This is a genomic window from Microbacterium sp. MMO-56 (assembly GCF_037146215.1).
Taxonomy (GTDB): domain Bacteria; phylum Actinomycetota; class Actinomycetes; order Actinomycetales; family Microbacteriaceae; genus Microbacterium.
This window is the reverse complement of record NZ_JBBCVW010000013.1, coordinates 49,077-74,260: the sequence shown is the minus strand read 5'-3', so window position 1 is coordinate 74,260 and position 25,184 is coordinate 49,077. Positions and strand designations below refer to the sequence as shown.

The 25,184-nt window shown below is 71.2% G+C and carries 25 protein-coding genes and 1 tRNA gene; 21 read left to right on the top strand and 5 right to left on the bottom strand.

Annotation, left to right across the window (positions count from 1 at the left end):
• Positions 1–21 precede the first annotated feature (21 nt).
• Positions 22–1,461, top strand: coding sequence for an MFS transporter (locus WFI00_RS12310; RefSeq protein WP_336632558.1), 1,440 nt, complete (start codon positions 22–24; stop codon positions 1,459–1,461).
• A gap of 216 nt (positions 1,462–1,677) precedes the next feature.
• Here the strand turns inward: WFI00_RS12310 and WFI00_RS12305 are convergent, their stop codons facing one another.
• Positions 1,678–2,949, bottom strand: coding sequence for an APC family permease (locus tag WFI00_RS12305; protein WP_336632559.1), 1,272 nt, complete (start codon positions 2,947–2,949; stop codon positions 1,678–1,680).
• A 71-nt stretch (positions 2,950–3,020) separates the two neighbouring features.
• Between WFI00_RS12305 and WFI00_RS12300 the strand changes: the two genes are divergently transcribed.
• The 13 genes from WFI00_RS12300 (at position 3,021) to WFI00_RS12240 (ending at position 13,250) form a co-directional block, all read left to right on the top strand.
• Entirely contained in the window at positions 3,021–4,373 is a 1,353-nt protein-coding gene (locus tag WFI00_RS12300; protein WP_336632560.1) for a GDSL-type esterase/lipase family protein, read from the top strand.
• 100 nt (positions 4,374–4,473) lie between these two features.
• Complete coding sequence (locus tag WFI00_RS12295; protein WP_336632561.1) at positions 4,474–4,848, top strand: GntR family transcriptional regulator; 375 nt, start codon at positions 4,474–4,476, stop codon at positions 4,846–4,848.
• A 41-nt stretch (positions 4,849–4,889) separates the two neighbouring features.
• Positions 4,890–5,891: a DUF1648 domain-containing protein gene (locus WFI00_RS12290; RefSeq protein WP_336632562.1), complete on the top strand. Its 1,002-nt coding sequence runs from the start codon at positions 4,890–4,892 to the stop codon at positions 5,889–5,891.
• A gap of 47 nt (positions 5,892–5,938) precedes the next feature.
• Positions 5,939–6,607, top strand: a complete 669-nt coding sequence (locus WFI00_RS12285; RefSeq protein WP_336632563.1) for an O-methyltransferase — start codon at positions 5,939–5,941, stop codon at positions 6,605–6,607.
• A 129-nt stretch (positions 6,608–6,736) separates the two neighbouring features.
• The gene (gene eno / locus WFI00_RS12280) at positions 6,737–8,017 is read left to right on the top strand and encodes a phosphopyruvate hydratase (protein ID WP_336632564.1); all 1,281 of its coding nucleotides are present in this window, start codon (positions 6,737–6,739) and stop codon (positions 8,015–8,017) included.
• Between the two features lie 63 nt (positions 8,018–8,080).
• Positions 8,081–8,701, top strand: coding sequence for an FtsB family cell division protein (locus WFI00_RS12275; protein ID WP_336632565.1), 621 nt, complete (start codon positions 8,081–8,083; stop codon positions 8,699–8,701).
• Positions 8,702–8,802: 101 nt separating this feature from the next.
• The gene (locus WFI00_RS12270) at positions 8,803–9,282 is read left to right on the top strand and encodes a DUF501 domain-containing protein (RefSeq protein WP_336632638.1); all 480 of its coding nucleotides are present in this window, start codon (positions 8,803–8,805) and stop codon (positions 9,280–9,282) included.
• Complete coding sequence (locus tag WFI00_RS12265) at positions 9,279–10,646, top strand: S8 family peptidase (RefSeq protein ID WP_336632566.1); 1,368 nt, start codon at positions 9,279–9,281, stop codon at positions 10,644–10,646. The genes WFI00_RS12270 and WFI00_RS12265 overlap by 4 nt, the downstream gene beginning before the upstream one ends.
• 32 nt (positions 10,647–10,678) lie before the next feature.
• Positions 10,679–12,133 carry an NAD(P)/FAD-dependent oxidoreductase gene (locus WFI00_RS12260; protein ID WP_336642365.1) on the top strand — a complete coding sequence of 485 codons (1,455 nt, stop codon included), beginning with the start codon at positions 10,679–10,681 and terminating at the stop codon, positions 12,131–12,133.
• 106 nt (positions 12,134–12,239) lie between these two features.
• Positions 12,240–12,312, top strand: a tRNA-Leu gene (locus WFI00_RS12255).
• Positions 12,313–12,381: 69 nt separating this feature from the next.
• Positions 12,382–12,618, top strand: coding sequence for a hypothetical protein (locus WFI00_RS12250; protein ID WP_336632567.1), 237 nt, complete (start codon positions 12,382–12,384; stop codon positions 12,616–12,618).
• A gap of 3 nt (positions 12,619–12,621) precedes the next feature.
• Entirely contained in the window at positions 12,622–12,897 is a 276-nt protein-coding gene (locus WFI00_RS12245; protein ID WP_336632568.1) for a hypothetical protein, read from the top strand.
• A gap of 8 nt (positions 12,898–12,905) precedes the next feature.
• Entirely contained in the window at positions 12,906–13,250 is a 345-nt protein-coding gene (locus WFI00_RS12240) for a hypothetical protein (RefSeq protein ID WP_336632569.1), read from the top strand.
• A gap of 90 nt (positions 13,251–13,340) precedes the next feature.
• Here WFI00_RS12240 and WFI00_RS12235 read toward each other — a convergent pair whose 3' ends face one another.
• From WFI00_RS12235 to WFI00_RS12220, 4 genes are all read right to left on the bottom strand, one after another.
• Positions 13,341–14,186, bottom strand: a complete 846-nt coding sequence (locus tag WFI00_RS12235; RefSeq protein WP_336632570.1) for an HNH endonuclease signature motif containing protein — start codon at positions 14,184–14,186, stop codon at positions 13,341–13,343.
• Positions 14,187–14,224: 38 nt separating this feature from the next.
• The gene (locus tag WFI00_RS12230) at positions 14,225–14,482 is read right to left on the bottom strand and encodes a hypothetical protein (protein WP_336632571.1); all 258 of its coding nucleotides are present in this window, start codon (positions 14,480–14,482) and stop codon (positions 14,225–14,227) included.
• Between the two features lie 28 nt (positions 14,483–14,510).
• Positions 14,511–14,909 carry a GNAT family N-acetyltransferase gene (locus WFI00_RS12225; RefSeq protein ID WP_336632572.1) on the bottom strand — a complete coding sequence of 133 codons (399 nt, stop codon included), beginning with the start codon at positions 14,907–14,909 and terminating at the stop codon, positions 14,511–14,513.
• A 740-nt stretch (positions 14,910–15,649) separates the two neighbouring features.
• Positions 15,650–16,369: a GntR family transcriptional regulator gene (locus tag WFI00_RS12220; protein WP_336632573.1), complete on the bottom strand. Its 720-nt coding sequence runs from the start codon at positions 16,367–16,369 to the stop codon at positions 15,650–15,652.
• Positions 16,370–16,542: 173 nt separating this feature from the next.
• On the opposite strand from WFI00_RS12220, the gene WFI00_RS12215 reads away from it, so the two are divergent.
• The 7 genes from WFI00_RS12215 to WFI00_RS12185 all read left to right on the top strand — a co-directional run bounded on the left by WFI00_RS12215 (position 16,543) and on the right by WFI00_RS12185 (position 25,172).
• The gene (locus WFI00_RS12215) at positions 16,543–17,883 is read left to right on the top strand and encodes an ABC transporter substrate-binding protein (protein WP_336632574.1); all 1,341 of its coding nucleotides are present in this window, start codon (positions 16,543–16,545) and stop codon (positions 17,881–17,883) included.
• A gap of 147 nt (positions 17,884–18,030) precedes the next feature.
• Positions 18,031–18,864, top strand: coding sequence for a carbohydrate ABC transporter permease (locus tag WFI00_RS12210; protein ID WP_336632575.1), 834 nt, complete (start codon positions 18,031–18,033; stop codon positions 18,862–18,864).
• Positions 18,865–18,866: 2 nt separating this feature from the next.
• Positions 18,867–19,670: a carbohydrate ABC transporter permease gene (locus WFI00_RS12205; RefSeq protein WP_336632576.1), complete on the top strand. Its 804-nt coding sequence runs from the start codon at positions 18,867–18,869 to the stop codon at positions 19,668–19,670.
• A 40-nt stretch (positions 19,671–19,710) separates the two neighbouring features.
• A complete protein-coding gene (locus WFI00_RS12200; RefSeq protein ID WP_336632577.1) occupies positions 19,711–20,493 on the top strand; it encodes a 6-phosphogluconolactonase in 783 nt (260 codons plus the stop codon).
• A gap of 28 nt (positions 20,494–20,521) precedes the next feature.
• The gene (locus WFI00_RS12195) at positions 20,522–22,879 is read left to right on the top strand and encodes a beta-glucosidase family protein (protein WP_336632578.1); all 2,358 of its coding nucleotides are present in this window, start codon (positions 20,522–20,524) and stop codon (positions 22,877–22,879) included.
• A complete protein-coding gene (locus WFI00_RS12190) occupies positions 22,876–23,826 on the top strand; it encodes an N-acetylglucosamine kinase (protein ID WP_336632579.1) in 951 nt (316 codons plus the stop codon). Before WFI00_RS12195 ends, WFI00_RS12190 begins: the two co-directional genes overlap by 4 nt.
• Positions 23,823–25,172 (top strand): family 4 glycosyl hydrolase, encoded by a 1,350-nt coding sequence (locus WFI00_RS12185; RefSeq protein ID WP_336632580.1) that lies wholly within the window; start codon positions 23,823–23,825, stop codon positions 25,170–25,172. Before WFI00_RS12190 ends, WFI00_RS12185 begins: the two co-directional genes overlap by 4 nt.
• The last annotated feature ends 12 nt before the right edge of the window (positions 25,173–25,184 follow it).

Genomic DNA, 25,184 nt, shown 5'->3' with positions numbered 1-25,184 from the left:
GCGGGGCGGGATGCTGTGGACATGACGACCGCACTGCACGACCCTGCGACCGCCGCCGTCCGGGTACTCCCGGCCGCGATGCCGACCTGGCGCTACCTGGGGTTCCTCATCGGACCGGGGGTGGGCACCTTCGCGTTCAACGCCGTGACCGTCACGATGCCGCAGGTGCACACCGCTCTCGCGGCGACCGAGGTGCAGCTCGAGCTCGTCGTCGCGGGGTACGGCATCCCGTTCGCGGTGCTCCTCATCCTCGGCGGGCGCCTCGGCGACCGATTCGGCCGGCACGCCATGTTCATCGCGGGCATGGGGCTGTTCCTCGCCTCCGCGATCGGGTGCGCTCTGAGCCCGACGATCGAGATCCTCATCGCGTCGCGGATCGTGCAGGGGATCGGGGCGTCGCTGTGCACGCCGCAGGTGCTCGCCACGATCCAGGCCACCTCGACGGGTCAGGCCCGCGCCCGCGCGATCGCTGCGTTCGGAGCGAGCGGGGGCATCGGTGCCGCCATCGGACAGGTCCTCGGCGGCGCGCTGGCCGGGGTCGAGCCGGGTGGGATCGCGGGCTGGCGGCTGGTGTACGTCGTCGTCGCCGCGGCGGCGCTCTCGGCGATGCTGCTGGCCGGGCTCGCGCCGGCCTCGCGTGCGCACGAGGTCGTCGCCATGGACCTCGCCGGCACGGTCGAGCTGGCGGCCGGCATCCTGCTGATCGCCTCGGCGCTCACCTTCGGGCCTGCGCTCGGGTGGTCCGCGCCGGTGTTCGCCGCGCTCGCCGCAGGACTCGCCGTGCTCGTCGTCATGTGGATGCACCAGAGCCGGATCGAGCGCAGCGGGCGGGTGCCGCTCCTTCCCCCGAGCGTGCTCCGGCTCCGCCCCCTGCAGCTGGGCCTTCTGACGGCGGGACTGTTCTTCGCCGGCTACGCCGCCGTGCTCTACGTCCTTCCCCGTGCGGTCGAGTCGGGACTGGGCTACGGCCCGCTGGATGCAGGGCTTCTCCTGCTGCCGTTCGCGGTCGTGTTCGCCGTCGTCTCGCTGTCGGTGACGCGCGTCCAGCGCCGCCTGGGTGAGACGACCCTCGTCTGGGGCGTCGCCGTGCAACTGCTCGCCCTGCTCGGATTCGGCATCACGACAGCCGCGGGATGGGGCGGTGCGCTCATCTGGTGGCTGCAGCCCTGGCTCGTGCTCCTCGGGGTCGGACAGGCGCTCATCTTCTCGCCGCTGACGCAGACCGTCGTGCGTGAGGTGCCCGTCGAGGCGGCGGGGCTGTCGGGCGGCATGTTCAGCACGGTGCAGCAACTGGGCCTCTCGCTGGGGGTCATCGCGATGGGCACGGTCGCCGGCGCGATGGGGTGGACGGGCCGGGCCGAACTGCTCGCCGGGGTCGCCTTCGACGCCGCACTCGCACTGGGCGTGCTGACGCTGGCCGTCGTGCTCGTCGTGCCGCGCCTTCGGGCGGGCGCGCGGTAGCGAAGAACGCGCGGCAGAGAAGAACGCGCGGCAGCGAAGAACGCGCGGTAGAGAAGAACGCGCGGCAGAGAAGAACGCGCGGCAGAGAAGAACGCGCGGTAGAGAAGAAGGGTACGGCCCTGTCGGAGCATCGTCGGGGCCCGCGCCGGCGAGCCCGCGCGGGCCGCCGGCCGCCGCCGGGTGCTCGCGGCGCGGCCTGCGGGCCCCGATCGTGCGTCAGCCGAGCGGTGCCCGCGAAGAACGGCGCATCCGCAGCATGCGATACGCGATGCCCGCGGCGACGACAGCGGTGCCGGCGGCGACGCTCTGCCACGGCAGAGTGACGGCGAGCACGAGGCACCCGATCGCGCCGACGATCTGCAGGACGCGCGGGTACCGGCGCGCGTCGCCGCGCTGCCGCCACGCGGCCGCGTTCGCCACGAGGTAGTACAGCAGCACACCGAACGAGGAGAAGCCGATCGCGCCGCGCAGATCGATCGTGGCGATGAGGGCGATCACGACGACGGCGAGCACGAGCTCGGCGCGATGGGGGACGCTTCGAGTCGGGTGCACCGCCGACAGTGCACGAGGCAGATCGCCCTCGCGCGCCATCGCGAACGCGGTCCTCCCGACGCCGGTGATCAACGCGAGCAGGGCACCGAGCGACGCGGCGGCGGCGCCGACGCGGACGATCGGGCCGGTCCACCCCCATCCCGCCGCTGCGGCCGCGGCGACCGGTTCCGAGGATGCCGCGGTCGCCGCCGGTCCCAGCGTCGAGAGGACGGCGACGCCGATGACGGCGTAGACGACGACCGCCGCGGCGAAGGCGACGACGATCGCGCGCGGGATCGTGCGCCGCGGATCGCGCACCTCCTCGCCGAGCGTCGCGATGCGTGCGTAGCCGGCGAAGGCGAAGAACAGCAGACCCGCCGACTGCAGCACGCCGTACATCAGACCGGCGGCACCGCCGTCCGGCTGTGGGACGCCCACCAGCCACCCCTCGGCATCCGGCGCCGCCACCGCGCCGCCGACGGCGATCGCGAGCACGATCAGCACGACGACGACGATGATCCGCGTCAGCAGCGCGGTGCGGGTGATGCCGAGGAGGTTGGTCGCGGTCAGCGCGACGACGGCGGCGATCGCGGTGGGCCGCTCCCAGCCCGACGGGGCGGCGTATGCGGCGAAGGTCATCGCCATCGCGGCGCAGCTGGCCGTCTTGCCGATGACGAACGCCCAGCCGGCGGTGAACCCCCACCACGGCCCGAGCTCGGCGCGGCCGTAGGCGTAGGTCCCGCCCGAGGTCGGATGGGCCGCCGCGAGCTGGGCCGAGGCGGTGGCGTTGGCGAAGGCGACGACCGCCGCGATCACGAGGCCGATCAGCAGCGCACTGCCGGCGGCCTGTGCCGCGGGCGCCCAGACGGCGAAGACGCCCGCGCCGATCATGGAGCCGAGACCGAGCGACACGGCGTCGCCGAGGCCGAGGCGGCGCTGCAGAGCGGGGAAGGACATGCGCGCACCGTACCGGATCCGGGTAGCCGCTCGGTCACCGCCCGTTCACCTGCGCGCGGTGCAATCGACGAGTGTCTCGACGACAGGTCCCACGCCGCACGATCGTCGCCGTCGGCGGCGCGATCGTCGGCGCGGCGGCGGCGACCGTCGCGGCCCGCAGCGTGCTCACGCGACAGGCCGCCGTCGCGCGGCGACGCATAGGCAAACCCCTGGGCGAGATCGCCCTGGACGCGGACCGCGTCTGGCGGCCGAAGCTGCGCGGGCCCCGGGTGGAGCTGCTGCTCGTCGGCGACTCGATCGCCGCCGGCCTCGGCGCCGAACGCGCGAAGGATGTCCTGGGCGCCCGCATCGCGAAGGGCGTTGCCGACTTCCTGGGTCGATCCGTACAGCTGCGCACCGTGGCATCCGTCGGCGCGGAGTCGCGCGACCTCGCCCGACAGCTCGACCGGCTCCCCGAGCTCTACCGCCCGGAGGTGGCCGTCGTGATCGTGGGCGGCAACGACGTGACGCATCGCACCCCGATCGGCGTCGCCGCGGCGCAGCTCGAAGAGGCGGTGACACGCCTGCGCGGGCTCGGCGCCGAGGTCGTCGTCGGCACGTGCCCCGACCTCGGCGCCCTGCTCGCGGTGCCGCAGCCGCTGCGAAGCCTCGGCGCCCAGGCCTCGCGCCAGCTCGCGCGCGCGCAGGCGACCGCCGCCGAGCGCGGCGGTGCTCGGGTCGTCTCGCTGCGGCGCGCGGTCGGTCACCTGTTCGTCGCGAACCCCGACGACATGTTCAGTCTCGACCGCTTCCACCCGAGCGCACTCGGATATCGACGCACGGCGGACGCCCTCGTGCCCGAAGTCGTCGCTGCGCTCGCCGCGCGCCCCGCCGGCGGCGAGCGCGGCCTCGATCGCGCGCCGGAGGGCGAGCGGCTGCGTGTCGCCGCCGTTGCGGGCGGACCGACCCCTCTGGCCGGGCCGGTGCCGATGCGGGAGGATGCCTCCATGACCCTGCACGTGCGAACGACGCTGCCCGCGACCGGCCCCGCGACGGCGATCGAGCTCACCGACGCCCAGGTCGCCGAGCTCGGCGGAGGCAAGCGCGCGGCCGTCCGCGTGCGCATCGGTGACCGCGAGGCGCGGTTGCGCCTCGGCGTCATGGGCGGGCGCAACCTCATCGGACTGTCGAAGGCATCGCGCGCCGAGCTCGGAGTGGAGATCGGTGACACCGTCGATGCGCACATCGATCTCGACGACGCGCCGCGCGAGGTCGTCGTGCCGGACGATCTCGCCGCGGCGCTCGCCGAGACTCCGGGCGCGCGTGAGGCCTTCGACGCGCTGTCGCCGAGCCGTCGCGCCGAGCTCGTCCGAGGCATCGTCGAGGCGAAGAAACCGGAGACGCGTACGCGGCGCGTGAGCGCAGCCGTCGGCGACCTCGCCTGACGGTCCGGCCGCACGGGCACGCCACCTCCCGTTCGGTCGTCGTCTCCGTCGTTGTCGACGTGGTCTCAGCGCATTGTTCTAGTTGAACTAGAATGACTGTGTGTTGATTCGTGTCGATTCCGGCAGTGACGCGCCCCTGTTCGCTCAGATCGCCGATGCGATCCGTGCGGACATCGCGGCCGGACGTCGACACGCTGGCGACCGTCTGCCCTCGGCGCGTGTCCTGGCCGAGGGACTCGGGGTCAACCTGCACACCGTGCTGCGGGCGTACCAGCTGCTGCGTGACGAGGGGATCGTCCAGCTTCGCCGAGGCCGCGGCGCGACGGTCACCGACGCCGCCGGGTCGCTGTATGAGCTGGGCGTCGAGATCGCCGCGCTCGTGCGGCGCTCCCGTCAGCACGGGATCGCGCCCGACACCCTCGCCGCGCTCGTGCGCGGCGCCGCCCTCCGCCCCGACGCATCGACCGGCGGCTGACGCGCTCACGCCGACGCCCATTCCCTCGAGAAGGAGTACCGATGCCCTCGCCCCGTTCGACCGCCGTCCGCCGGCTCGTCCTGGTCGCGATCACCCTGCCCTCCGTGCTGACACTCGTGGCGGTGATCGCACAGCTCGTCGCCCTGCCGTCGCTGCCCGATCCCCTCGCGATCCACTGGGGCCTCACCGGCGGCCCGAACGGGTTCGGGCCCGTGTGGGTGCCGCCCCTGCTGACACTGCTCGTCGGTCTCGGCATTCCTCTGCTGCTGGCAGCCTCCGTGCTCAACGGGCTCCGCCGGGGCGACCGGGGGATCACCTATCGCTTCCTCGGCGCGGTCGCACTCGGCGAGAGCGTGCTGTTCGCCGTGCTCGTCACCTGGACGACGCTCATGCAGACGGGGCTCGAGGATGCCGCCGGAGCGCCCGCCGCGACGCTTCCCACGATCGTGGCATTCGCCGCTGCTGTGGGCGCCGGCGTGATCGCGTGGCACCTGCAGCCGGACGAGCCGTATCGTCCGAGCGCTCCCGTCGATCTCGCCCGCGTCGAGCTCGAGCCGACCGAAAGGGTCGTGTGGCTGCAGAGCGCGCGCATGGCGCGGAGCGGCGCGATCGTGTTGGGCATCGCCCTCCTGATCATCGTGGGGTCGCTGATCCTCACCATCCTCGTCGCGCCGCTCGGCATGGTGCTGCCGATGGCTGCGCTCACGGTGCTCATGTTCGTCGCGGTCGCGGTCGCCGTCGCATTCCACGTGCGGGTGGACGGGTCGGGGCTCAGCGTCACGTCGGTGTTCGGCTTTCCGCGGGTCCACATCCCGCTGAGCGACATCGACGAGGTGAGCGCCGTGTGGGTGTCTCCGATGGGAGAGTTCGGCGGGTGGGGGCTCCGGTGGGCGCCGGGCGGCGGCTTCGGAGTCGTGCTGCGCGAGGGGGAGGGCATCCGCGTGCGACGCCGGTCGGGCAAGGTGTTCACCGTGACTGTCGACGACGCGGAGACGGGAGCGGCGGTGCTGGCGGCGCTCGCGGCGCGCGCGACCCGCACCTGACTCCGTCACGCCTTGACGTCGGGATCGCCGGCGATGAGGCTGGCGGCATGACCGAGCCCACTCCCGCGGCGGCGCACGACGTCGACCGCTACCTCGTCGCGACGCTGATCGCCCCGGATCCCGCGCTCGACGCGGCGGTCGCGGATCAGCGCGCCGCGGGGATGCCCGACATCGAGGTCGCGCCGACCGGCGGCAAGCTGCTGCACCTGCTCGCCCGCGCGACCGGCGCGCGCCGCGTGCTCGAGATCGGCACGCTCGGCGGATACTCGACGATCTGGCTCGCGCGCGGGGTCCCGCACGACGGGCGGGTCGTGACGATCGAGGCCGAGCCCGACAACGCCCGGGTCGCCCGCGGGAGCATCGACCGGGCGGGTGTGGGGGAGAAGGTCGACATCCGCGTCGGACGGGCCGCCGACGTCCTGCCGACGCTCGCGGGCGGCGAGCCCTTCGACCTCGTCTTCATCGACGCCGACAAGGAGTCGAACACGGTCTACCTCGACTGGGCGGCGCGGCTCGCCCGCCCCGGCGCTCTGGTCGTCGTCGACAACGTCGTGCGCGGCGGGCGGGTCGCCGACCCGGGCGACGACAGCGCGCAGGTCTCGGGCGTGCGCGCGGGGCTGGAGATGCTGCGCGACGACCCCCGATTCGAGGCGACCGCCCTGCAGACCCTGGACGCCAAGGGATGGGACGGCATCGCCGTCGCCGTCGTCGTCTGACCCCGCTGTTCCCCGTTTGTTCCGGGGCGGCCGCTGTGGCGGTGGCATCCGGGTCACTATGCTCGAACACGGAGCGGGAACACACCAGTGACGCTCCGAGATTCATCCTCCACAAGCAAGGAGTCCCCTGTGGCACTGATCGAGGCTGTAGGCGCACGCGAGATCCTGGATTCGCGTGGCAACCCGACCGTCGAGGTGGAGGTGCTGCTCGACGACGGCATCGTCCAGCGCGCGGCCGTCCCCTCCGGCGCATCCACCGGCGCCTTCGAGGCGTACGAGCTGCGCGACGGCGACAAGAGCCGGTACGGCGGTAAGGGCGTCCTGAAGGCCGTGAACGCCGTCATCGACGAGCTCGGCCCCGCGGTCGAGGGTGTGGACGCCAGCGAGCAGCGCGTCATCGACGAGATCCTGATCGCCACCGACGGCACCGAGAACAAGTCGCGCTGCGGCGCGAACGCGATCCTCGGCGTGTCGCTGGCCGTGGCGAAGGCTGCGGCCGACGCCGCCGACCTGCCCCTGTTCCGCTACCTCGGCGGCCCCAACGCGCACGTCCTGCCCGTGCCGCTGTTCAACGTCATCAACGGCGGCGAGCACGCCGACAACGGCATCGACTTCCAGGAGTACTTCCTCGCGCCTATCGGCGCGGAGACCTACGGCGAGTCGCTGCGCTGGGGCACCGAGGTCTACCACGTCCTCAAGGGCGAGCTGAAGGCCGCCGGCTACAACACCGGCCTCGGCGACGAGGGCGGCTTCGCCCCCGACCTCCCCAGCAACCGCGAGGGCCTCGACTTCCTCATCAAGGCGATCGAGAAGGCCGGCTTCACCCCCGGCAAGGACGTCGCCGTGGGCCTGGACGTCGCCGCCACCGAGTTCTACAAGGACGGCGTCTACACCGTCGAGGGCAAGGCGTGGTCGGCCGAGAAGCTGACCGACTACTTCGCCGACCTCGTCGCGAACTACCCTGTCGTCACGATCGAGGATGCCCTCGCCGAGGACGACTGGGACGCGTGGAAGCACCTCACCGACGCCATCGGGGACAAGGTCCAGCTCGTCGGCGACGACCTGTTCGTGACCAACCCGGTCCGCCTGCAGAAGGGCATCGACCTGGGCGTCGCGAACGCGCTGCTCGTCAAGGTCAACCAGATCGGCACGCTGTCCGAGACGCTCGACGCCATCGCGCTCGCGACCCAGAACGGTTACCGTTCGATGCTGTCGCACCGTTCGGGCGAGACCGAGGACACGACGATCGCCGACCTCGCGGTCGCGGTCAACGCCGGCCAGATCAAGACCGGTGCGCCCGCCCGCAGCGAGCGCGTCGCGAAGTACAACCAGCTGCTGCGCATCGAGGAAGAGCTCGGCGACGCCGCGGTCTTCGCCGGTCGCGGTGCCTTCCCGCGGTTCAAGGGCTGAGCATTCGCTGGATGACCGGGGTGCCGGCTTCGCGTCGCGATCACTCGACGTAGGGTGGACTCCATGACAGAAGAGGGAGCCGGGCGCCACGCGCCGGCTCCCTCTTCTCGTCCCGTCAGGCCTCCGCGCGGCTCGCAGTTCGCCGAGGCGTCGCCCGCGGCGCGCGCCCGCCCGGCGTCCGGGGGACGCGGGGGGACGGCGCGGCCGCGGCGCACGGTCGACGTGCGGGAGTGGGCGGGAGGCATCCGCTTCTCGGCGTTCACCGCGATCATGCTCGGCCTCGTGGTCCTGGCCGTGTTCGTGCTCGTGCCGACGGTGGGGACGTTCCTCTCGCAGCGGCAGCAGATCGCGGCCCTCGAGCAGTCGGTCACGCTGACGACCTCGGAGGTCGCCTCCCTGCAGCAGCAGAAGGACCGCTGGTCGGATCCGGCGTACGTGACCTCGCAGGCCCGTGCTCGGCTCTACTACGTACATCCGGGTGAGGTCGTCTACCTCGTCGACAACGACCTGCCGCCGTCCGCCATCCCGCGCGCCCGGACGGCCGTCAGCGAGGACGTCCAGGTCACCCGTGCCGACTGGATGGGTCAGCTCGTGCGCTCGGTCGCCGGTGCCGGGCTCGCCCGGACCGCGACGGGGCCCGCCGATCCGGCGGATCCGGCGGATTCCTCCACGCCCACGCCCTGAGCGCACCGCGGGGCGTCCAGCCGGTCGTCAGCGGGCGCCGGTACCCTGGAGCGGTGCCGCACCCCCCACTGACTCCTGCCACCGACGCCGACCTCGAGGTCATGCGTGAGCAGCTGGGGCGCCCGATGCGCGGCGTGGTCGGCATCGCCGCCCGCTGCGTCTGCGGCAATCCGACGGTCGTGGCGACCGAGCCGCGCCTGCCGGAGTCGGCAGGCGGTGCGCCGTTCCCGACCTTCTACTACCTGACCCACCCGGGGGCGACGGCGGCGATGTCGGCCCTCGAGGCCACGCAGGTGATGCGCGAGTTCTCGGAGCTGCTGGCGACGGACGACGAGGTCGCGGCGGCGTATGCCGCGGCGCACGACGCCTACCTGTCCGACCGCGCCGTGTACGGAGAGGTCGAAGAGATCGCGGGGATCTCCGCGGGCGGGATGCCCACGCGGGTGAAGTGCCTCCACGCCCTCGCCGGTCACGCCCTCGCCGCCGGTCCCGGCGTCAACCCGATCGGCGATCTCGCCCTCGCGCGCGGGGAGTGGTCTCCCGAGCACTGCACCTGCGCGCGTCCGCGGGAGTCCGCATGAGCCGTCGACGCTCGCGGTTCGCCGCGATAGCCGTCGTCGCCGCGCTGCTGGCAGCGCTCGCGGCCGACCCGGCGATGGCGGCCGACCCCGGCGGTCCGGCTGCCGAGGCCCCCCGCACGTCGATCGCGCAGCCGGCGGTGGACCCGACCCCCGCCCCCGACCCCACCCGCGGCGCCGAGTACTGGCTCGACCAGTACGGTGTCCGCTCGGCGTGGCAGACCACGAAGGGCAAGGGCACGACGATCGCGATCATCGACACCGGCATCGGCCGCGGGCCGGTCGAGTTCGCCGGTGCCGTCGTCGGGGGAACCGATTTCTCCGGGGTCGGCGCGTCCGATGGCCGGCTCCCGGTGGGGGCGGTGGACGGGAACCACGGCAGCTGGGTCGCCTCCCTCGCCGCCGCACGCGGAACCGGCACGGACACCGGCATGATCGGGGTCGCGCCGGAGGCGAGCCTGCTCTCGATCTCGATCGGGTTCGGCGCATCGTCGTCGGTGCCCTTCGTGCAGCAGGTCGCCGACGCGATGCGCTGGGCCGTCGACCACGACGCGGACATCATCAACCTGTCGTTCACGACCAACACGCTCGCGTGGGACCCCTCCTGGGACGACGCGTTCCAGTACGCGTTCGACCACGACGTGGTCGTCGTGGTCGCCGCGGGCAACAAGGGGAGCGGCACCGAGGAGGTCGGCGCGCCGGCGACGATCCCCGGCGTGCTCACCGTCGGCGGCGTCGGGCGCGACGAGATCTCCAGCAAGGAGGCGTCGACCCAGGGCATCACGATCGGCATCTCGGCGCCGAGCGAGCAGCTGCTGGGCGTGTCGGCCGACGGGCAGATCGTCCAGTGGAACGGCACGAGCGGCGCCGCTCCCATCGTCGCCGGCATCGCCGCGCTCGTGCGCTCCGCTCACCCCGAGCTGGATGCCGCGAACGTGATCAACCGGATCATCCGCACCGCGCGGCCGGCTCCGGCCGCGCGCAAGGTTCCCGACGAGAAGTACGGCTACGGCCTGGTGGACGCCGCCGCCGCCGTCACCGCCAACGTGGCATCCGTCGACACCAACCCGATGGGAAGCCTCGCCGAGTGGGTGCGGCTGTACCGCCGCGCCAATGTCGCGCCCGTCCCGCAGCCGACCGCCAGCGCGGTCGTGGTGCCGGATCTCCCCGCGGCGGATCGCGTCGAGGTGCGCTCGCCCCTCCTCCCCAGCGCGGACACGCTGCGCTACGGCACCGTCCCGCTCGTGACCTTCAGCCTGGCCGCTATACTGGTGGCGCTCGGCGTCACTGCTGCTGCCCGGCGAATCAGATCGGAGCGCGCGTCGCGCCCTTCGAGCCGCCCACCCAAGGAGTACTCCCACCTGTGACTGACACAGCGTCCAGCACCGCCGTTCGCGCCGTGCCCAAGATCCTCATCGTCGGTGGCGGTTACGCCGGCTTCTACACCGCGTGGAAGCTCGAGAAGCACCTGCGCAAGGGCGAGGCCGAGGTCACCGTCGTCGACCCGCTGCCGTACATGACGTACCAGCCGTTCCTGCCCGAGGTCGCCGCCGGCGAGATCGAGGCGCGCCACGTCATCGTCGGGCTGCGCCGTCACCTCAAGAAGACGCGCGTGGTCACCGCCAAGGTCACGGGGATCGATCACGCGACCAAGACCGCGACGATCACGCCCGACCAGGGCGAGCCGTGGCAGGAGTCGTATGACCAGATCGTCGTCACCGCCGGTGCGGTCTCGCGCACCTTCCCGATCCCCGGGATCGCCGACAACGCCATCGGTCTGAAGACGATCGAGGAGGCCGTCGCCATCCGCGACCGCATCCTCACGAATTTCGACCGCGCCGCGAACCTCCCGCCCGGACCCGAGCGCGACCGCCTGCTCACCGTCGTCGTCGTCGGCGGCGGGTTCGCGGGCATCGAGGTGTTCGCCGAGACCCGCGCGCTCGCGTCGTCGCTGCTGAAGGACTACCCGCAGCTGCGCTTCGAGGACACGCACTTCCACCTCATCGAGGCCATGAGCCGCATCATGCCCGAGGTCTCGCTCAAGACGAGCGAGTGGGTCCTCAAGGATCTCGCCAAGCGGGGCGCGAGCGTGCACCTGGACACCCAGGTCACCGGTGCCGTCGACGGGAACGTCGAGCTGTCCACCGGCGAGGTCATCCCGACCGACCTCATCATCTGGACCGCCGGCGTCATGGCGAACCCCACCGTCGTGCGCGGCGGCGACCTGCCCGTCGAGGAGCGCGGTCGCATCCGGACCCGCGCCGACCTGCGTGTCGGCACCGCGGACGAGGTCGTCGAAGGCGCCTGGGCGGCCGGTGACGTCTCGGCCGTGCCGGACCTGACCGGCAAGGGCGTCGGCGGCTACTGCGTGCCCAACGCGCAGCACGCCGTCCGCCAGGCGAAGCTGCTCGCGAAGAACCTCGTGGGCGTGCTCCGCGGCGAGGTTCCCCGCGAGTACATCCACCACAACCTCGGCGCGGTGGCCGGCCTCGGCCTCTACGACGGCGTGTTCCAGTCCGGCAACATCGCGCTCAAGGGCTTCATCGCCTGGTGCGCGCACCGCGGCTACCACGGGCTCGCGATGCCCTCGTGGGAGCGCAAGTGGCGCGTCATCGGCGACTGGTGGCACAACTTCTGGCTGCGTCGCGACAACGTCTCGCTGCAGACCGTGCAGAACCCGCGCTACGTCTTCGAGGAGTTCGCCGCGCGTCCGCGCCCGGCGGCCCCCGCCGAGGCGCCGGCCGCTCCCGCCATCGATCCGAAGTCGGTCGCGGCGGAGGCGGAGGGCAAGACCCCTGAGTCGGCGCCCGCCGCGAAGGCTCCCGCGAAGAAGAAGGCCGAGGCGTCGGCCTGACGGTCGCCCCTGTTCTCGCGAACCCCCTCGCCGGTCGGGCGAGGGGGTTCGTCGCATCCCGGCCCGCACGGTTCGTCGCGTCCCGAGCCCGCTAGCCTGGACGAGGGCCCCCGTAGCCCAATGGCAGAGGCAGGCGACTTAAAATCGCTTCAGTCTGGGTTCGAGTCCCAGCGGGGGTACTCGGACCCCTGGGAAAGTCGGGTATCTGGCCTGACCATGGTGTGGGCGATCGCTCTCACCGCGGGGCCGTGCTCGCACTCGTGGTCGTCGTCGCGGGGTGGTGGTGGCTGGAATGCCTCGGCCTCTATGACGTAGGTGTCGGAGCGCTCATCTACTTCGCCGTCGTCCTCGCCCTCCACTTCCAGGAGCCGCCGGGCTCGTCCCGCCTCACGCAGGCGGGCTTCATCGTCATGGTGGCCCTCACGGTCTGCGTCATCCGGGTGCACGACATCTGGAGGTACACCTTCGAGCCCCGCAGGAAGTGATGCATGGACCGGCTCGCACAGGAGATCACCAGCACGATCCTGACCCTCGCCGGCGGCGCCGCGGGCGTCGAGCTGATCCGCGCCGTCATCGGCGGCATCGCCGGATCGATGCGCCGCCGCCGCGCCGAGGTCGACCGCAAGGAGACCGAACGCGCCGCCGAGGAAGCCGGCGCCGACGAGGCGGAACGGCGCCTCCGCATCGTCACCGAACACGCCCACACAGTCCGCGTCGCCGCCATCCAAGGCGGTATCCCAATCCCCGAATTCCCGACCTTCTAGGAGTCGTCATGACCGACCGGATCATCCCCGCCGCGGTGAAGCTCGCCGCCAAGCGCGCCGCGGTGAAGACCGCCGCGCAGTCCGCTCGAGGCGCCGGCGCGGCCGTCGTCGCCGCGATCGGCGCATCCGTCCTCGGCGTCGACTGGATGCTCGTCGCCGGCGTCGCCGGCGCGGGCGTCGTCACCGTCGTCTGGGCGGGCGCCGACGCGTACCTCGACAAGATCCGCAACGGCATCCCCGTCGAGTACACCGACGCGACCCTCGTCGAACAGGCGACGCTCACCGAGGACGCGCAGCTCGCCGACCAGGAAGCGGCCGTGTCCCGCGTGCTGCGTCGCGACCCGAGGGCATGACAACCCGGGTTCATATCTAAGGCCCCCTCCCCAGCCGCGTGGCCGGGGAGGGGGCTTTTCTACGTTGGTGCTAGGCCGGGGGAGGCCGAGCTAGTCCCGTGTTCTGCGGCTGAACGCGCCGCCGACCGGGGCGGGCGGGGCTCCGTAGTGTCGAGGGGAACTGCGGATCCCGAGCGCAGTCGGATAGCCGATTCGTTCAGACTCGACGGTGATCGACCCGTCCTTCAGAGTGAGCCCCGCGAAGGTCCTCTCCGCAATCTCAAGACCACCGTCGGGCGCATCGGAACCGATGAGGATGGGCACATGATTGAAGTAAAACTTGCCCCGGTCGAGGCTGATCTTGTGTGGTGGAGTGAGCTCTATCTGAGTGATGATCTTGCCGAGGCCGGCTCGTACGCGAAGGTGGGTGCCGGTGAACTCGACGTCCCAGTTTTCCGTGGCGACCCGCAGCCACCCGTCATCGATCCGAAGCAACGTGCGGTTGTGCTCGTCTCTGATGTTCACGTCGAGGCGTAGGTAGCCGTTGGTAATCCGGGCGCCGAGAACTATCGCGCCGTCAACGACAATTGCTGCGGCACGATCATCGTCCTCGACCCCATCGGTCTTGAGTCGTAGATTTCCGAGCTCGACCGCGAAATCCATGCCGTTGAAGTAGAGCTCGTGGGAGCTCGAGAACGAGGACTTCACGTTGCGCGGGTCGGCGTTCGCCTTACGTACGGTCTCGACCGGAAGACGTCCGGCGGTCTTCTCGCGGTGATGCCACGGGCACAGCAGAGTCATGTGATCGGGGTCGTGGCCGGTCGCCTCGAACCCCTCGATGTGTTCGTAATCGAAGACTGGCGAGCCGCACATGGCGCATCCAAACCCGCATCGCTGACGAAGCTCGAGCCTTACGTCGCGCGGCGGCGTCCTCGCGATGGTGTCTTGCGTGCTCATCTGCCGAGGGTAGCGAGACGGGGCATCCTCGTACATCATTAGCGAACGCTCAGTAGGGCCCATCCGTTGGGCGCCTTCGCCTCGAGCGCTGGCATGGTGTCGTCGTTGATCTCGCGGAGCCCGTCGAGCCGCTGGAACGTCCCGGTCGCGGTCATGACTGTGGAGCCCTTCACCATCGCGACGGGTGCCGACGCGAGTTCCCAGCCGGCCGGGACGGCGGCGGTGAGCTTTTCCTGGATTTCGGCGAGGGAATGGCGCTCGACGTCCATGGTTCTGGTCTCGACGGGACGGATCACACCGGTCAGGCTAAGTCGGGTGACGTGCTCAGACGACCGTGAGGTCCATTCCGGGGCCTGACTCTGGGCGACGCTCGAAGCCGTGCCGTTCGTAGAAGCCTGCGCGCCCCCGAGCAGCGAAGAGCTGCACATCCTCGACCCCGCGCCGTCGCGCTTCCTCTACGAGGCGGGCGAGGACCTCCCCACCGATGCCAGATCCGCGGGCGGTCTCGGTGACGATCATCTCCGTCACGAACGCGTGGAGAGCACCATCGCTGATGAGCCTTCCGATCCCGATGAGGCGCCCAGCGTCGTCTCGCACTGAGCAGACGACCCAGCTACCGGCAAGCGCCTGAGCAAAGCGTTCAATGGTCCAGGTGCCCCACCCTGTCTCTTCGTAGAGCGCCTTGAACTCGACCGCGGTCGGTGAGGAGAACGAATACTGCACGCTCCGACGCTAGCGCGTCACGAGCGGGTCGCCCTACGACCGGACAGCGACGGCGGTGCGCCACACGACGGTGTTGCGGGTTGCGCCGGGGGCCTCGTTCCATTCGACGACGACGACGCGGTCGTTCCATCCCGACGCGAACCCGGCGACGCGGGAGGCGGGGCCTTCCGCCCAGCTGATCCACGCCCAGACTGCCGGCTTGCTGTGCTTCGCTCATTCGAGCGGGTTCGGCCCGTGCGCGTCCATCGGCAGGGTGCACGCGATCCCCGCGTCGTGGTTCCGTGCGCGTGATCGCGCGTCCATGGATTCCTCGTATCGCCTGTTGCTGCCCATGGCCGTCCCCTTCTCGGCCCGAGACGGTCAGCCTAGAACGACACCCCCGCCATCGGTCACCAGCCGGGAAGGCCGGGGAGCCCGTCACCGAGATCATCCACCCCGCCAACGTAGACGGGTCGCTCACGAGCCGCTGTTTAGTCGCCGTTTTCGCGAGTTCCCGGTCCTTACCGTCGGTTCCCGTTCGCCGGACTTCCGCGGCGCGGGAGGCGATGGGAGACAGTCGTAAACCTCGCGCCGTATCGCTTCAGTCCGGGTTCGAGTCCCAGCGGGGGTATTCGACGCTCCACGGCACGGACCGGTGCCTGTCGCCGCACGCCGAAAGAGACGGGGGACGGGGTCGGGCGGGTCCGCGTCGAGAGGCGCTGAGCACGATCGACGCGCGGGCACCCTCGCCTCGGGGCGTACTACGCCCGACGGAACAGATCCGCCTGGAACCGGTACGCGTCGCCGCGGTACTTGTTCAGTCCCAGCAGCACCGGGATGCCCTCCGCGGTGTAGGCCGTCTCCTCGCCGACGAGGACCGCCGCTCCGATCGTCGTGTTCAGCATCTTGGCCAGCGTCGCATCGGCGGTCGACGCCGCGACGCTGTACGCGCTGCGGTAGATCGTCACGCCACACAGCTCGCGCAGCGTCTCGTACAGCGAGGCGTTCTCCAGGGCGGCGCCGACGAGGTCCGGCGCACGCTGCTCGGGGACTACCACGACGTCGAAGCACACGGGCGTGCCGTCCATCGCCCGCAGCCGATCGATCTGCAGGACCGACGAGGCGGGGGCGACGCGCAGGCGCTCCGCCTCATCGAGCGTCGCGGTGCGCAGCTCCTGCCGCAGGACGCGCGCCGTCGGATGGAGGCCCCGCGCGCGGGCCATCTCGGTGAAGGACTGGAGCGTGCTCGGGGGCTCGCCGAGGACGGTTGCCGGCACGAACCACCCCCGCTGCGCGGAGCGGATCAACCGGCCCTCTCCTTCGAGCGCGGTGAGGGCCGAGCGCAGCGTCACGCGGCTCACCCCGATCCGCTCGGCGAGCTCGCGTTCGCCCGGAAGGCGCGTCCCCGCGCCGAACAGTCCGACGTCGAGTTCCTGCGTCAGCTGCTCGTAGGCCTGGGATGCCGCCGTGGTGAGGCTCATGATGCGAAACGTACCACACGGCCGATCTGGTCGACCAGTAGACCATTCTGTTTTACTACTGGACTAACTGGTCTGAGGGTGTTAGCGTGCCAGCAGCGCGGCCCGTTTGACTCCGGTGCACCCGGTGACGACACCCGGGGCCGGCGACGGCACACGAACACGATGGAGTGAAGATGATCTCGAAGAAGTCACGCGTCACGGCGGTGGCGGCGGCCGGTGCGCTTGCTGCGCTGGCGATCACGGGGTGTGCGCCGGGCGGAGGGACGGGCGGGCCGACGGGTCCGGCGAGCGTCTCCAAGGACGTCGCCGCCGCGGGCGACGTCACCCTGAAGCTCTCCGACTTCTGGGGCTCCGCGGAGCAGGACTGGATCGTCTCGGTAATCGATCAGTTCGAGAAGAAGTACCCGAACGTCACGATCGAGCGCACGCAGGAGGACTGGGGACAGCTCACCAGCACGCTGAACCTGCAGATGCAGGACGACGGCGGTCCCGACATCGCTACCGCGAACAACGGCTGGTCGTCGCTGGGCACCTTGGCGAAGGGACACCTCGTCCTCAATCTCGACGCCTACGCCGACCTCTACGGCTGGAACGACAGTGTGCCGACGACGATCGCCCGACAGAACAAGTTCACGACCGATGTCACGAAGATCGGCGAGGGCTCCTGGTTCGCGACGCCCCAGGCGAGGGCCTCCCTCATCGGGGTCTATTACAACGCCGACGTCCTGACGAAGCTCGGGATCGAGGTGCCGAAGACGCTCGACGACCTGGAGCAGGCGGCGGCCACGGTCAAGGCGGCCGGGTTGATCCCCTTCAGCTACAGCGGTCTCGACGGCAACACTGCGGCCCTGCTGGGCCTGCAGGCGGTGTACGGCAGCGAGGCCGACATCAACGACTTCGTCTACGGCGACCCGGGTGTCACCGCCGACCAGACCGGGCTCACGCGGGCGGCGGCGACTCTCCAGGACTGGAACGCGAAAGGCTGGCTGACCCCGAACTTCGAGGGCATCGACTACCAGACCTCGGTGGCGGACTACCTCGACGGGAAGGGCGTGTTCCGCTTCGAGTACACCGGGTCGCTCGGTCTCAGCGGCGACCAACTGAACCGGTTCGGGTACATCCAGTTGCCGCAGGCGGGGGGCGGGTCCACGGTCGGCGTCGGGGCGGCGCCGGGCGCGATGGTCATCTCGGCGATGTGCGCCCACCCCGACGTCGCCGCCGCCTTCCTCGACTTCGTGATGTCGCAGGACTCGGCGCAGACGGCGGTCGACCTCGGGCTGGTGCCCGCCCTGCACGAGGTGAAGACCCCCGACGTGCTCAGTCAGCGAGGCGAGGCGGCGGCCACCGCGACGCTCGACAGCGACGACGGTTACGTGCCCTACTTCGACTGGTCCAGCCCGACCATGCTCGACGTGCTGAGCCAGAACATGCAGCTGCTGCTCGCGGGCAAGACGACGCCGCAGGACTTCTCCGCTGCGGTCGACGCCGATCGCGACGCGTTCCTGGCGGGCTGATCGTCCGTGAGCATCTCACACGCGGGGGCCGCCGTCGCACGCGACGCGGGTGATGGCGGCCCCTCGGCCACGCGCGCGACCCTCGTGCCGCCACGGCGACGGGGGCGCACATCGCATGCGCGTCGACGCGCGCGTATCGCGGGGCTGATGTTCGCCGCGCCGGGCCTGCTGATCTACGCCGGCGTCGTGCTCTGGCCGCTGGTGCAGTCGCTGCAGTACTCGTTCTACAAGTGGGATGGGATCTCCGCGGCGATCTGGGTGGGCGCCGACAACTACCTGAACTTCTTCACGGACCCGGTGCTGCGCTCGACGCTCGGCAACGTCCTCGTCCTGATCCTCTTCTTCGCGATCCTGCCGATCGCCCTGGGGCTCCTGTCGGCGGCGCTGATCACCACCGGGAAACGCCGCGGCATGGCGGTCTACCGGTGGATCTTCTTCCTGCCCCAAGTGCTCACGAGCGTCGTCATCGCGCTGCTGTTCAAGCGGATGTACGCGCCTGAGGGCCCCATCAACGAGGCGCTGCGCGCGCTCGGACTGGACGCCCTCACCAAGAACTGGCTCGGCGACTTCACGTGGGCGCTGCCGGCCGTCGGCCTGATCGGCACCTGGGTGACCTTCGGATTCTGCATGGTCCTGTTCATCGCGGGGGCGTCGTCTATCGCCCCCGAGCTGTACGAGGCGGCGCGGATGGACGGTGCCGGGCCCGTCCGGGAGTTCTTCGCGGTCACGCTGCCCGGCCTCCGCGGTCAGATCGCGGTCGCGCTGACACTCACCATCACGGCGGCGCTGCGTGCGTTCGATCTGATCTGGATCACGACGCGCGGGGGACCCGGCACGTCGACGCTCACCCCCGCCGTGGCGCTGTACAAGGCCGCGTTCGTCAACCCGGATGTCGGCCAGGCCGCGGCGATCGGCGTCGTCATGGCGATCCTGTGCCTGATCATCGCCGTCGTGATCACCCGCGTCTCGGAGAAGGAGTGACCGTGTCCTCACGTTCCGAGAAGGTCTTCACCTACGCCGTCCTGACCATGGCCGTGATCGTGCTGTGGCCGGTCGGCACCTTCGTCGCGGCGGCGCTCAGCCCCGACCGCGCGGGGCGTCCGTCGGCCGATCTGCAGTGGGGCAACTTCGTCACCGCATGGACGAGCGCGGAGTTCTCGCGTTCGATGGTCGTCTCACTCACGATCACGGTCGCCGTGGTCATCGTCGGCACCCTCCTCGCACTCCTGGGCGGCTACGCGTTCGGCGTTCTCGGAGTGGTCGGCGACCGGGTCCTGTTCCCGCTCATCCTCCTGGGGATGATGATCTCGCTCGAGGCGATCATCGTTCCGCTGTACTACCAGTTCCGAACGCTCGGGCTCACCGACAACCTGCTCGGCGTCATCCTCATCCACGTAGGCATGGGCGTGCCGTTCGGCATCTTCTGGATGCGCGCCGCGTTCCGCGCTCTTCCGCGCGGCATCTTCGAGTCCGCCGAGATGGACGGTGCGAGCTCGATGCGGATGCTGTGGTCGATCGCCGTGCCGAACCTGATGCCGGCCGTGTACACGTTCATCCTGCTGAGCTTCATTTGGACGTGGAACGACTACTTCCTCTCGCTCGTCTTCCTCCACGGCGACAACCAGACGGCGACCGTGGCGCTGGGCGTGTTCCAGGGGAAGTACGTCACCCAGATAAACCTGATGGCCGCCGGCGGCCTCATCGTCGCCGCGCCCGTGCTCATCCTCTACGTGATCTTCCAGCGGAAGTTCATCTCGGGGATGCTCGCGGGCGCCATCAAGGAATGACCGGAGCGCCGGTCGTGGACAACAACGTAAGGGCAGCATCGTGATCCTCACCCCCGACATCCTTCCCGACGGCGACGCGGTCGGCGCCGCCGTCGCCGACGCGATCGTGCAGCGGATGGCGCAGAAGGGCGACTCGCCGTTCCTGCTCGGCTGCCCCAGCGGACGCACGGCCGTGCCGGTCTACCGGGCGCTCGCGCGGCACGCGTCCGCCGGGGCGGACCTGTCCCGGCTCGTCATCGTCATGATGGACGACTACGTCGTCGCCGACGGGGCCGGCGTGTTCCGCATCGTCGACCCGGACGCCTCGTACTCGTGTCTGGGCTTCGCGCGCCGCGACATCCTCGAGCCGATCGCTGCGGCCGCCCGCGCCGCGGGCACCGTCGCGCCGACCCGGATCTGGACCGCCGACCCCACGGACCCGCAGGCCTACGACGCGCGCATCGCGGCCGAGGGCGGGATCGACCTGTTCCTGCTGGCGTCGGGCGACAGCGATGGGCATGTCGCCTTCAACCAACCCGGCACGCCACGGAACGAGAAGACGCACATCGTCACCCTCGGCGAGGCCACGCGCCGCGACAACATGCACACGTTCCCGGAGTTCACCGACCTCGAGATGGTGCCGCTGCACGGGATGACGGTCGGTGTCGACACCATCGCGAGCCAGTCGGCCGAAGCCGTGATGCTCCTGTGCGGCGCGCACAAGCGGGAGGCGTACCGTCGACTGATCGCCGCACGCGGCTACGAGGCCGACTGGCCCGCGACGATCATCACCGAGTGCCGCCGGCCCACCGTTCTCGCCGATCGCGCCGCGGCCGCCGTCTGACCCCGACCTCTGCGAAAGCACCCCTCCGATGACCCTCGCTCCGTCCGACGTCGACGCCGTCCTCGCCGCGCTCACCCTCGAAGAGAAGGCCTCCCTGCTCTCGGGCGCCGACGAGTGGTTCACGCAGCCGATCGACCGCCCCGGCCTCCCGCGCGCCGTCCCGTCCATCGAAGTGGGCGACGGTCCGCACGGGCTGCGGAAGGAGACGGGTGTCGACATGGTCTGGGTGCCCGCGACCGCCTTTCCCACCGCGTCGGCGATGGGTGCCAGCTGGGACCGCGACCTGGTGCGCCGCGTCGGCGCGGCCATCGGCGCGGAGGCGCGGGCGGAGGGCGTGCAGGTCGTGCTCGGCCCGGGCGTCAACATGAAGCGTTCGCCGCTGTGCGGGCGCAACTTCGAGTACTTCTCCGAGGATCCGATGCATTCCGGCGTGCTGGGCAGCGCGTACGTGCAGGGCGTCCAGTCCGTGGGCGTTGGGGCGTCGCTCAAGCACTTCGCCGCCAACAACCAGGAGATCGAACGGACGCGGATCTCCGTCGTGGCCGACGAGCGCACGCTGCGGGAGACGTACCTCGCCGCGTTCGAGCGCGTCGTACGGACCGCCGATCCCTGGACGGTGATGTGCTCGTACAACCGCCTGCTCGGGGTGCACGCTTCGGAGAACCGGTGGCTGCTCACCGAGGTGCTCCGGGACGACTGGGGGTACGTCGGCGTTGTGCTCTCGGACTGGAACGCGGTGCACGACCGCGTGTCCGCCGTGCGCGCGGGGCTCGACCTGGAGATGCCCGGCACGGACGGCCGCACCGACGCGGACGTCGTCGCCGCGGTGCGCGACGGGCGGCTCGACGCCCGGCTCGTGGACGACGCCGCGCGCCGGGTCCTTCGTCTCGTGGCGCGGGCCTACCCGGGGCCCGACCTCGTCGACGGGCCGGTGCTGGCCCTCGGTCACCGCGCGGGCGACCGCCTGAGCACCGCCCAGCTCGCCCTCCTCGACGCCGGGGCGCACCACGCGCTGGCGCGGGAGGCGGCGGCCGCGTGCATCACCCTGCTGCGGAACGAGCGGGTCGCGGACGCACCGGCCCTGCCGCTCGGTGAGATCGACGGGGCCTCGATCGCAGTGATCGGAGCCTTCGCGGAACACGCCCGCATCCAGGGCGGCGGGTCGTCGGGAGTCGACCCGACGAGGATCGACACCCCGCTCGAGAGCATCCGCGCGGTGGCCGGCGCCCGTGTCTCGTTCGCCCCCGGATACGTCTACCTGCCGAAGGACGCCTACCAGGACGACAACCTCGCAACCCTCGCGGCTCACGGCGTCGACCTCGCCGCGGGCGACCCCGCGCTCGCACGGCGCACGGCGGCGCTCTCACGAGAGCTCCAGCTCGCCGAGGCGGTGCGACGCGCGACGCGCGGACCGCTCTCCGCGCAGGCGCAGCGACTGCAGGACGAGGCCGCCCGCGTGGCCGAGCACGCGCGGACCATCGTGGCCGTCGTCGGGCTGCCGCTGGCCTTCGAGCAGGAGGCGAACGATCGCGACACCCTCGGCCTCCCCGGCGACCAGGTCGCCCTGCTGCAGCGCCTCGCCGACATCCGCGATCGCACCGGTGCACGCCTCGTCGTCGTGCTCTGCGCCGGCTCGGCCGTCACGATGGACCCCTGGCACGACCGGGTCGATGCGATCGTCCTGACGTGGCTCGGCGGTCAGGGGATCGGCGGCGCCGTCGCCGACATCCTGTTCGGCCGCGCGACCCCGAGCGGCAAGCTCGCCGAGACCTTCCCGCTCGCCCTGTCGGACACCCCCGGTCAGCCGCGTTGGACCGGCGAGCGCGGCACCGTGCTCTACGGCGAGGGCGTGTTCATCGGCTACCGCTGGTACGACGCGCTGGAGCGGCCCGTGCGCTACCCGTTCGGACACGGCCTGTCGTACACGACGTTCTCGTACGCGGACCTCGACGTCGAGGTCGTCGATGCGCGCGCAGGCGAGGTGCGCGTCACGTGCACCGTGACGAACACGGGTGCGCGGGCCGGGGCGGAGATCGTGCAGCTGTACGTCGGCGACCCCGAGGCCGAGGTCCCCCGCCCCGTGCGGGAACTCCGCGCGTTCGACAAGGTGCGCCTCGACGCCGGTGCGGCGGCGCGCGTCGAGTTCCGCCTCGGCAGCCGGGACTTCGCCTATTGGGATGCCGTCGTCGAGCGTCCCGACGGACGGGCCGGCGCGTGGCGTCGCGAGGGCGGTGAGTTCGTCATCGAGATCGGGGCGTCCTCGCGCGACATCCGGCTCTCGAGGACCATCGAGCTGCCCGATGACCCGACGATGCCCGCGCTCGTGCCGGATGCCGCGCTCGGCACCGTGAGCACGTCGCGCTTCGTGCAGGGACACGCCGGATGAGCGGCGCGGTCGCGACGGCGGCACGTGCCCTGGTCGGCGTCGACATCGGCGGGACGAAGACGCGGATCGTGCGGGCGTACGTCGGCGACGAGAGCATCGTGACCGACGTGGAGGTGGCCTCGTCCTCATGGCGAGGTGCGCTCGGCGACGTCGAGGCCGATGCCTCCGGCCTCGCGCGGCTCCTCCGCGCGCACATCGCAGCGGGGCTCGACGACGCGGTCGTGGTCGGCGCCCACGGATGCGAGAACACCGCTCAGTGTCTGGCCCTGGAGGACGCGCTGGGGCGTGTCGTCGCCGGGCGGATCCGCGTCGTGAACGACTCCGAGCTCATCGCCCCGGCGATGGGCGCCCGGAACGCCGTCGGCCTCGTCGTGGGCACCGGATCGATCGCATCGGCGCGCGACGGGGGCGGGCTCGTCACCGCGGGCGGGTGGGGGTGGATCCTGGGCGACGAGGGGAGCGCCCCCGCGCTCGTGCGGGAGGCGACGCGAGCGGTGCTGGCGTCGCTCGATGACGGAGAGCCCCCGGACGCGCTCGGCCGGGCGCTGTTCGCCGCCTTCGACGTCGGGGATCAGGACGCCCTCGCCCTCGCGCTCACGCAGGCGGCCGATCCGGACGACTGGGGCCGACACGCCCCGGTCGTCTTCGCCGCCGCCGACGCCGGGTCGCGGATCGCCGCGCAGGTGGTGGACCGGGCGGGGGGCGACCTCGCGCGGCTCGTCGACCGGCTGATCCGCCGCGGCGTCCGCCCGGACGCGGTCGTCGCCGGCGGATCGGTGATCGAAGGACAGCCCGGGCTCCAGCTCGCCCTCCGCACAGCGCTGGCGCGCACGCACCCGGAGATCGCTCTCCACATCCTGGACCGACCGCCCGTCATGGGGGCCCTCGCCCTCGCGCGGGAGCTCGCCGACGTCGACCACACACCCGAAGAAAGGCAGTCCACATGAAAGTCACGCTGATCGGAGCCGGCAGCCGTGAGTTCGCCGGCAAGATGGTCCGCGACCTCCTGCTGAGCGACCCCATCGCCCAGCAGGGTCTCGAGATCGTCCTCATGGACATCGCGGCCGAACCGCTCGCCGAGATGGAGGCGTACACGCGCCACCTGGTCGCGACGCTCGCGCACGGCGCCGCCGTGTCGGCGACGACCGACCTCGACGCCGCGTTGACCGGCGCGGACTTCGTCATCACGGCGATCGAGCGCGACCGCTATCACTACTGGTCGCAGGACTTCACCGTCCCGAGGACGTACGGCTTCGCGCAGGTATACGGCGAGAACGGCGGCCCCGGCGGCCTCTTCCACGCGCTGCGCCAGTTCGGTCCCCTGCTCGAGATCGCCCGGGCGATCGAGCGGCTGGCGCCGGAGGCGCTCTTCCTCAACTTCTCCAATCCCGAGCACAAGGTGTGCGAGGCGATCACGCGTCTGACCTCGGTGAAGGTCGTCGGCCTCTGCCACGGCTACTTCTACGGCGTGCGACAGATCTCCGCCTTCCTGGACATGCCCGCGGAGCGGCTCGACCTGCCCGCGGCGGGGATCAACCACTTCACGTGGTTCCAGGCGATCCGCGACAAGGAGACGGGCGAGGACCTCTACCCGCGCCTGCGCGAGGTCGAGCGCACCGCGAACTGGGTCTCGGACTGGCACGAGATCGGCCTCTCCCGCATCCTCTTCCGCCGGTTCGGGCTGTGGCCGTCGCCGAGCGCGAACCACATCGGCGAGTACCTCTCGTGGGCGCAGGACTACGTGCCCACGCAGCTCCAGTACTTCCACGACCCCGGCGTGGGCTCGCCGTGGCGCGCAGGCGCCGAGACGCCGGAGTGGTACTACGAGATCCGCTTCGCCGACACGGACCGCGCCTTCCACGCGCCGAACCCCGCCACCACGCTGGAGACGTCGCTCGAAGACCGCCCCGTCGAGTCGTCCGAGGAGCTGGCGATCCCGATCATCGAAGCGGTCGCGTGCGGCGTGCCGCGCGACATCCCGGCCGTCAACATCCCGAACCGCGGCGCGATCCCCGGTCTCCCTGACGACATGGTCGTCGAGGTGCCCGTCACGGTGGTCGACGGCGAGCTCGTGCCGCTGCGGATGGCTGAGCTTCCCACGGGCATCCTCGCGATGGTCCAGCTCCAGGGCGCGATCCACAAGCTCCTGGTCGAGGCGTACGCCGAGGAGTCCAAGGCGAAGCTGCTGCAGGCGGTCCTGCTCGACCCGATCGTCGACAACCACAACCGTGCGGTGGCGATGGTGGACGAGTTCCTGCGGCTGCAGGCGGACGTCCTGCCGCCGCTGCGCTAGGGCGACGCGGCG

What these genes read in the sequence shown, in the direction of transcription:
- WFI00_RS12310 (WP_336632558.1), top strand. Translation starts at nt 22, where the DNA reads ATGACGACCGCACTGCACGACCCTGCGACCGCCGCCGTCCGGGTACTC.
- WFI00_RS12305 (WP_336632559.1), bottom strand. Translation starts at nt 2,949, where the DNA reads ATGTCCTTCCCCGCTCTGCAGCGCCGCCTCGGCCTCGGCGACGCCGTG.
- WFI00_RS12290 (WP_336632562.1), top strand. Translation starts at nt 4,890, where the DNA reads ATGCCCTCGCCCCGTTCGACCGCCGTCCGCCGGCTCGTCCTGGTCGCG.
- WFI00_RS12285 (WP_336632563.1), top strand. Translation starts at nt 5,939, where the DNA reads ATGACCGAGCCCACTCCCGCGGCGGCGCACGACGTCGACCGCTACCTC.
- WFI00_RS12275 (WP_336632565.1), top strand. Translation starts at nt 8,081, where the DNA reads ATGACAGAAGAGGGAGCCGGGCGCCACGCGCCGGCTCCCTCTTCTCGT.
- WFI00_RS12270 (WP_336632638.1), top strand. Translation starts at nt 8,803, where the DNA reads ATGCGTGAGCAGCTGGGGCGCCCGATGCGCGGCGTGGTCGGCATCGCC.
- WFI00_RS12265 (WP_336632566.1), top strand. Translation starts at nt 9,279, where the DNA reads ATGAGCCGTCGACGCTCGCGGTTCGCCGCGATAGCCGTCGTCGCCGCG.
- WFI00_RS12245 (WP_336632568.1), top strand. Translation starts at nt 12,622, where the DNA reads ATGGACCGGCTCGCACAGGAGATCACCAGCACGATCCTGACCCTCGCC.
- WFI00_RS12240 (WP_336632569.1), top strand. Translation starts at nt 12,906, where the DNA reads ATGACCGACCGGATCATCCCCGCCGCGGTGAAGCTCGCCGCCAAGCGC.
- WFI00_RS12235 (WP_336632570.1), bottom strand. Translation starts at nt 14,186, where the DNA reads ATGAGCACGCAAGACACCATCGCGAGGACGCCGCCGCGCGACGTAAGG.
- WFI00_RS12220 (WP_336632573.1), bottom strand. Translation starts at nt 16,369, where the DNA reads ATGAGCCTCACCACGGCGGCATCCCAGGCCTACGAGCAGCTGACGCAG.
- WFI00_RS12215 (WP_336632574.1), top strand. Translation starts at nt 16,543, where the DNA reads ATGATCTCGAAGAAGTCACGCGTCACGGCGGTGGCGGCGGCCGGTGCG.
- WFI00_RS12210 (WP_336632575.1), top strand. Translation starts at nt 18,031, where the DNA reads ATGTTCGCCGCGCCGGGCCTGCTGATCTACGCCGGCGTCGTGCTCTGG.
- WFI00_RS12195 (WP_336632578.1), top strand. Translation starts at nt 20,522, where the DNA reads ATGACCCTCGCTCCGTCCGACGTCGACGCCGTCCTCGCCGCGCTCACC.
- WFI00_RS12190 (WP_336632579.1), top strand. Translation starts at nt 22,876, where the DNA reads ATGAGCGGCGCGGTCGCGACGGCGGCACGTGCCCTGGTCGGCGTCGAC.
- WFI00_RS12185 (WP_336632580.1), top strand. Translation starts at nt 23,823, where the DNA reads ATGAAAGTCACGCTGATCGGAGCCGGCAGCCGTGAGTTCGCCGGCAAG.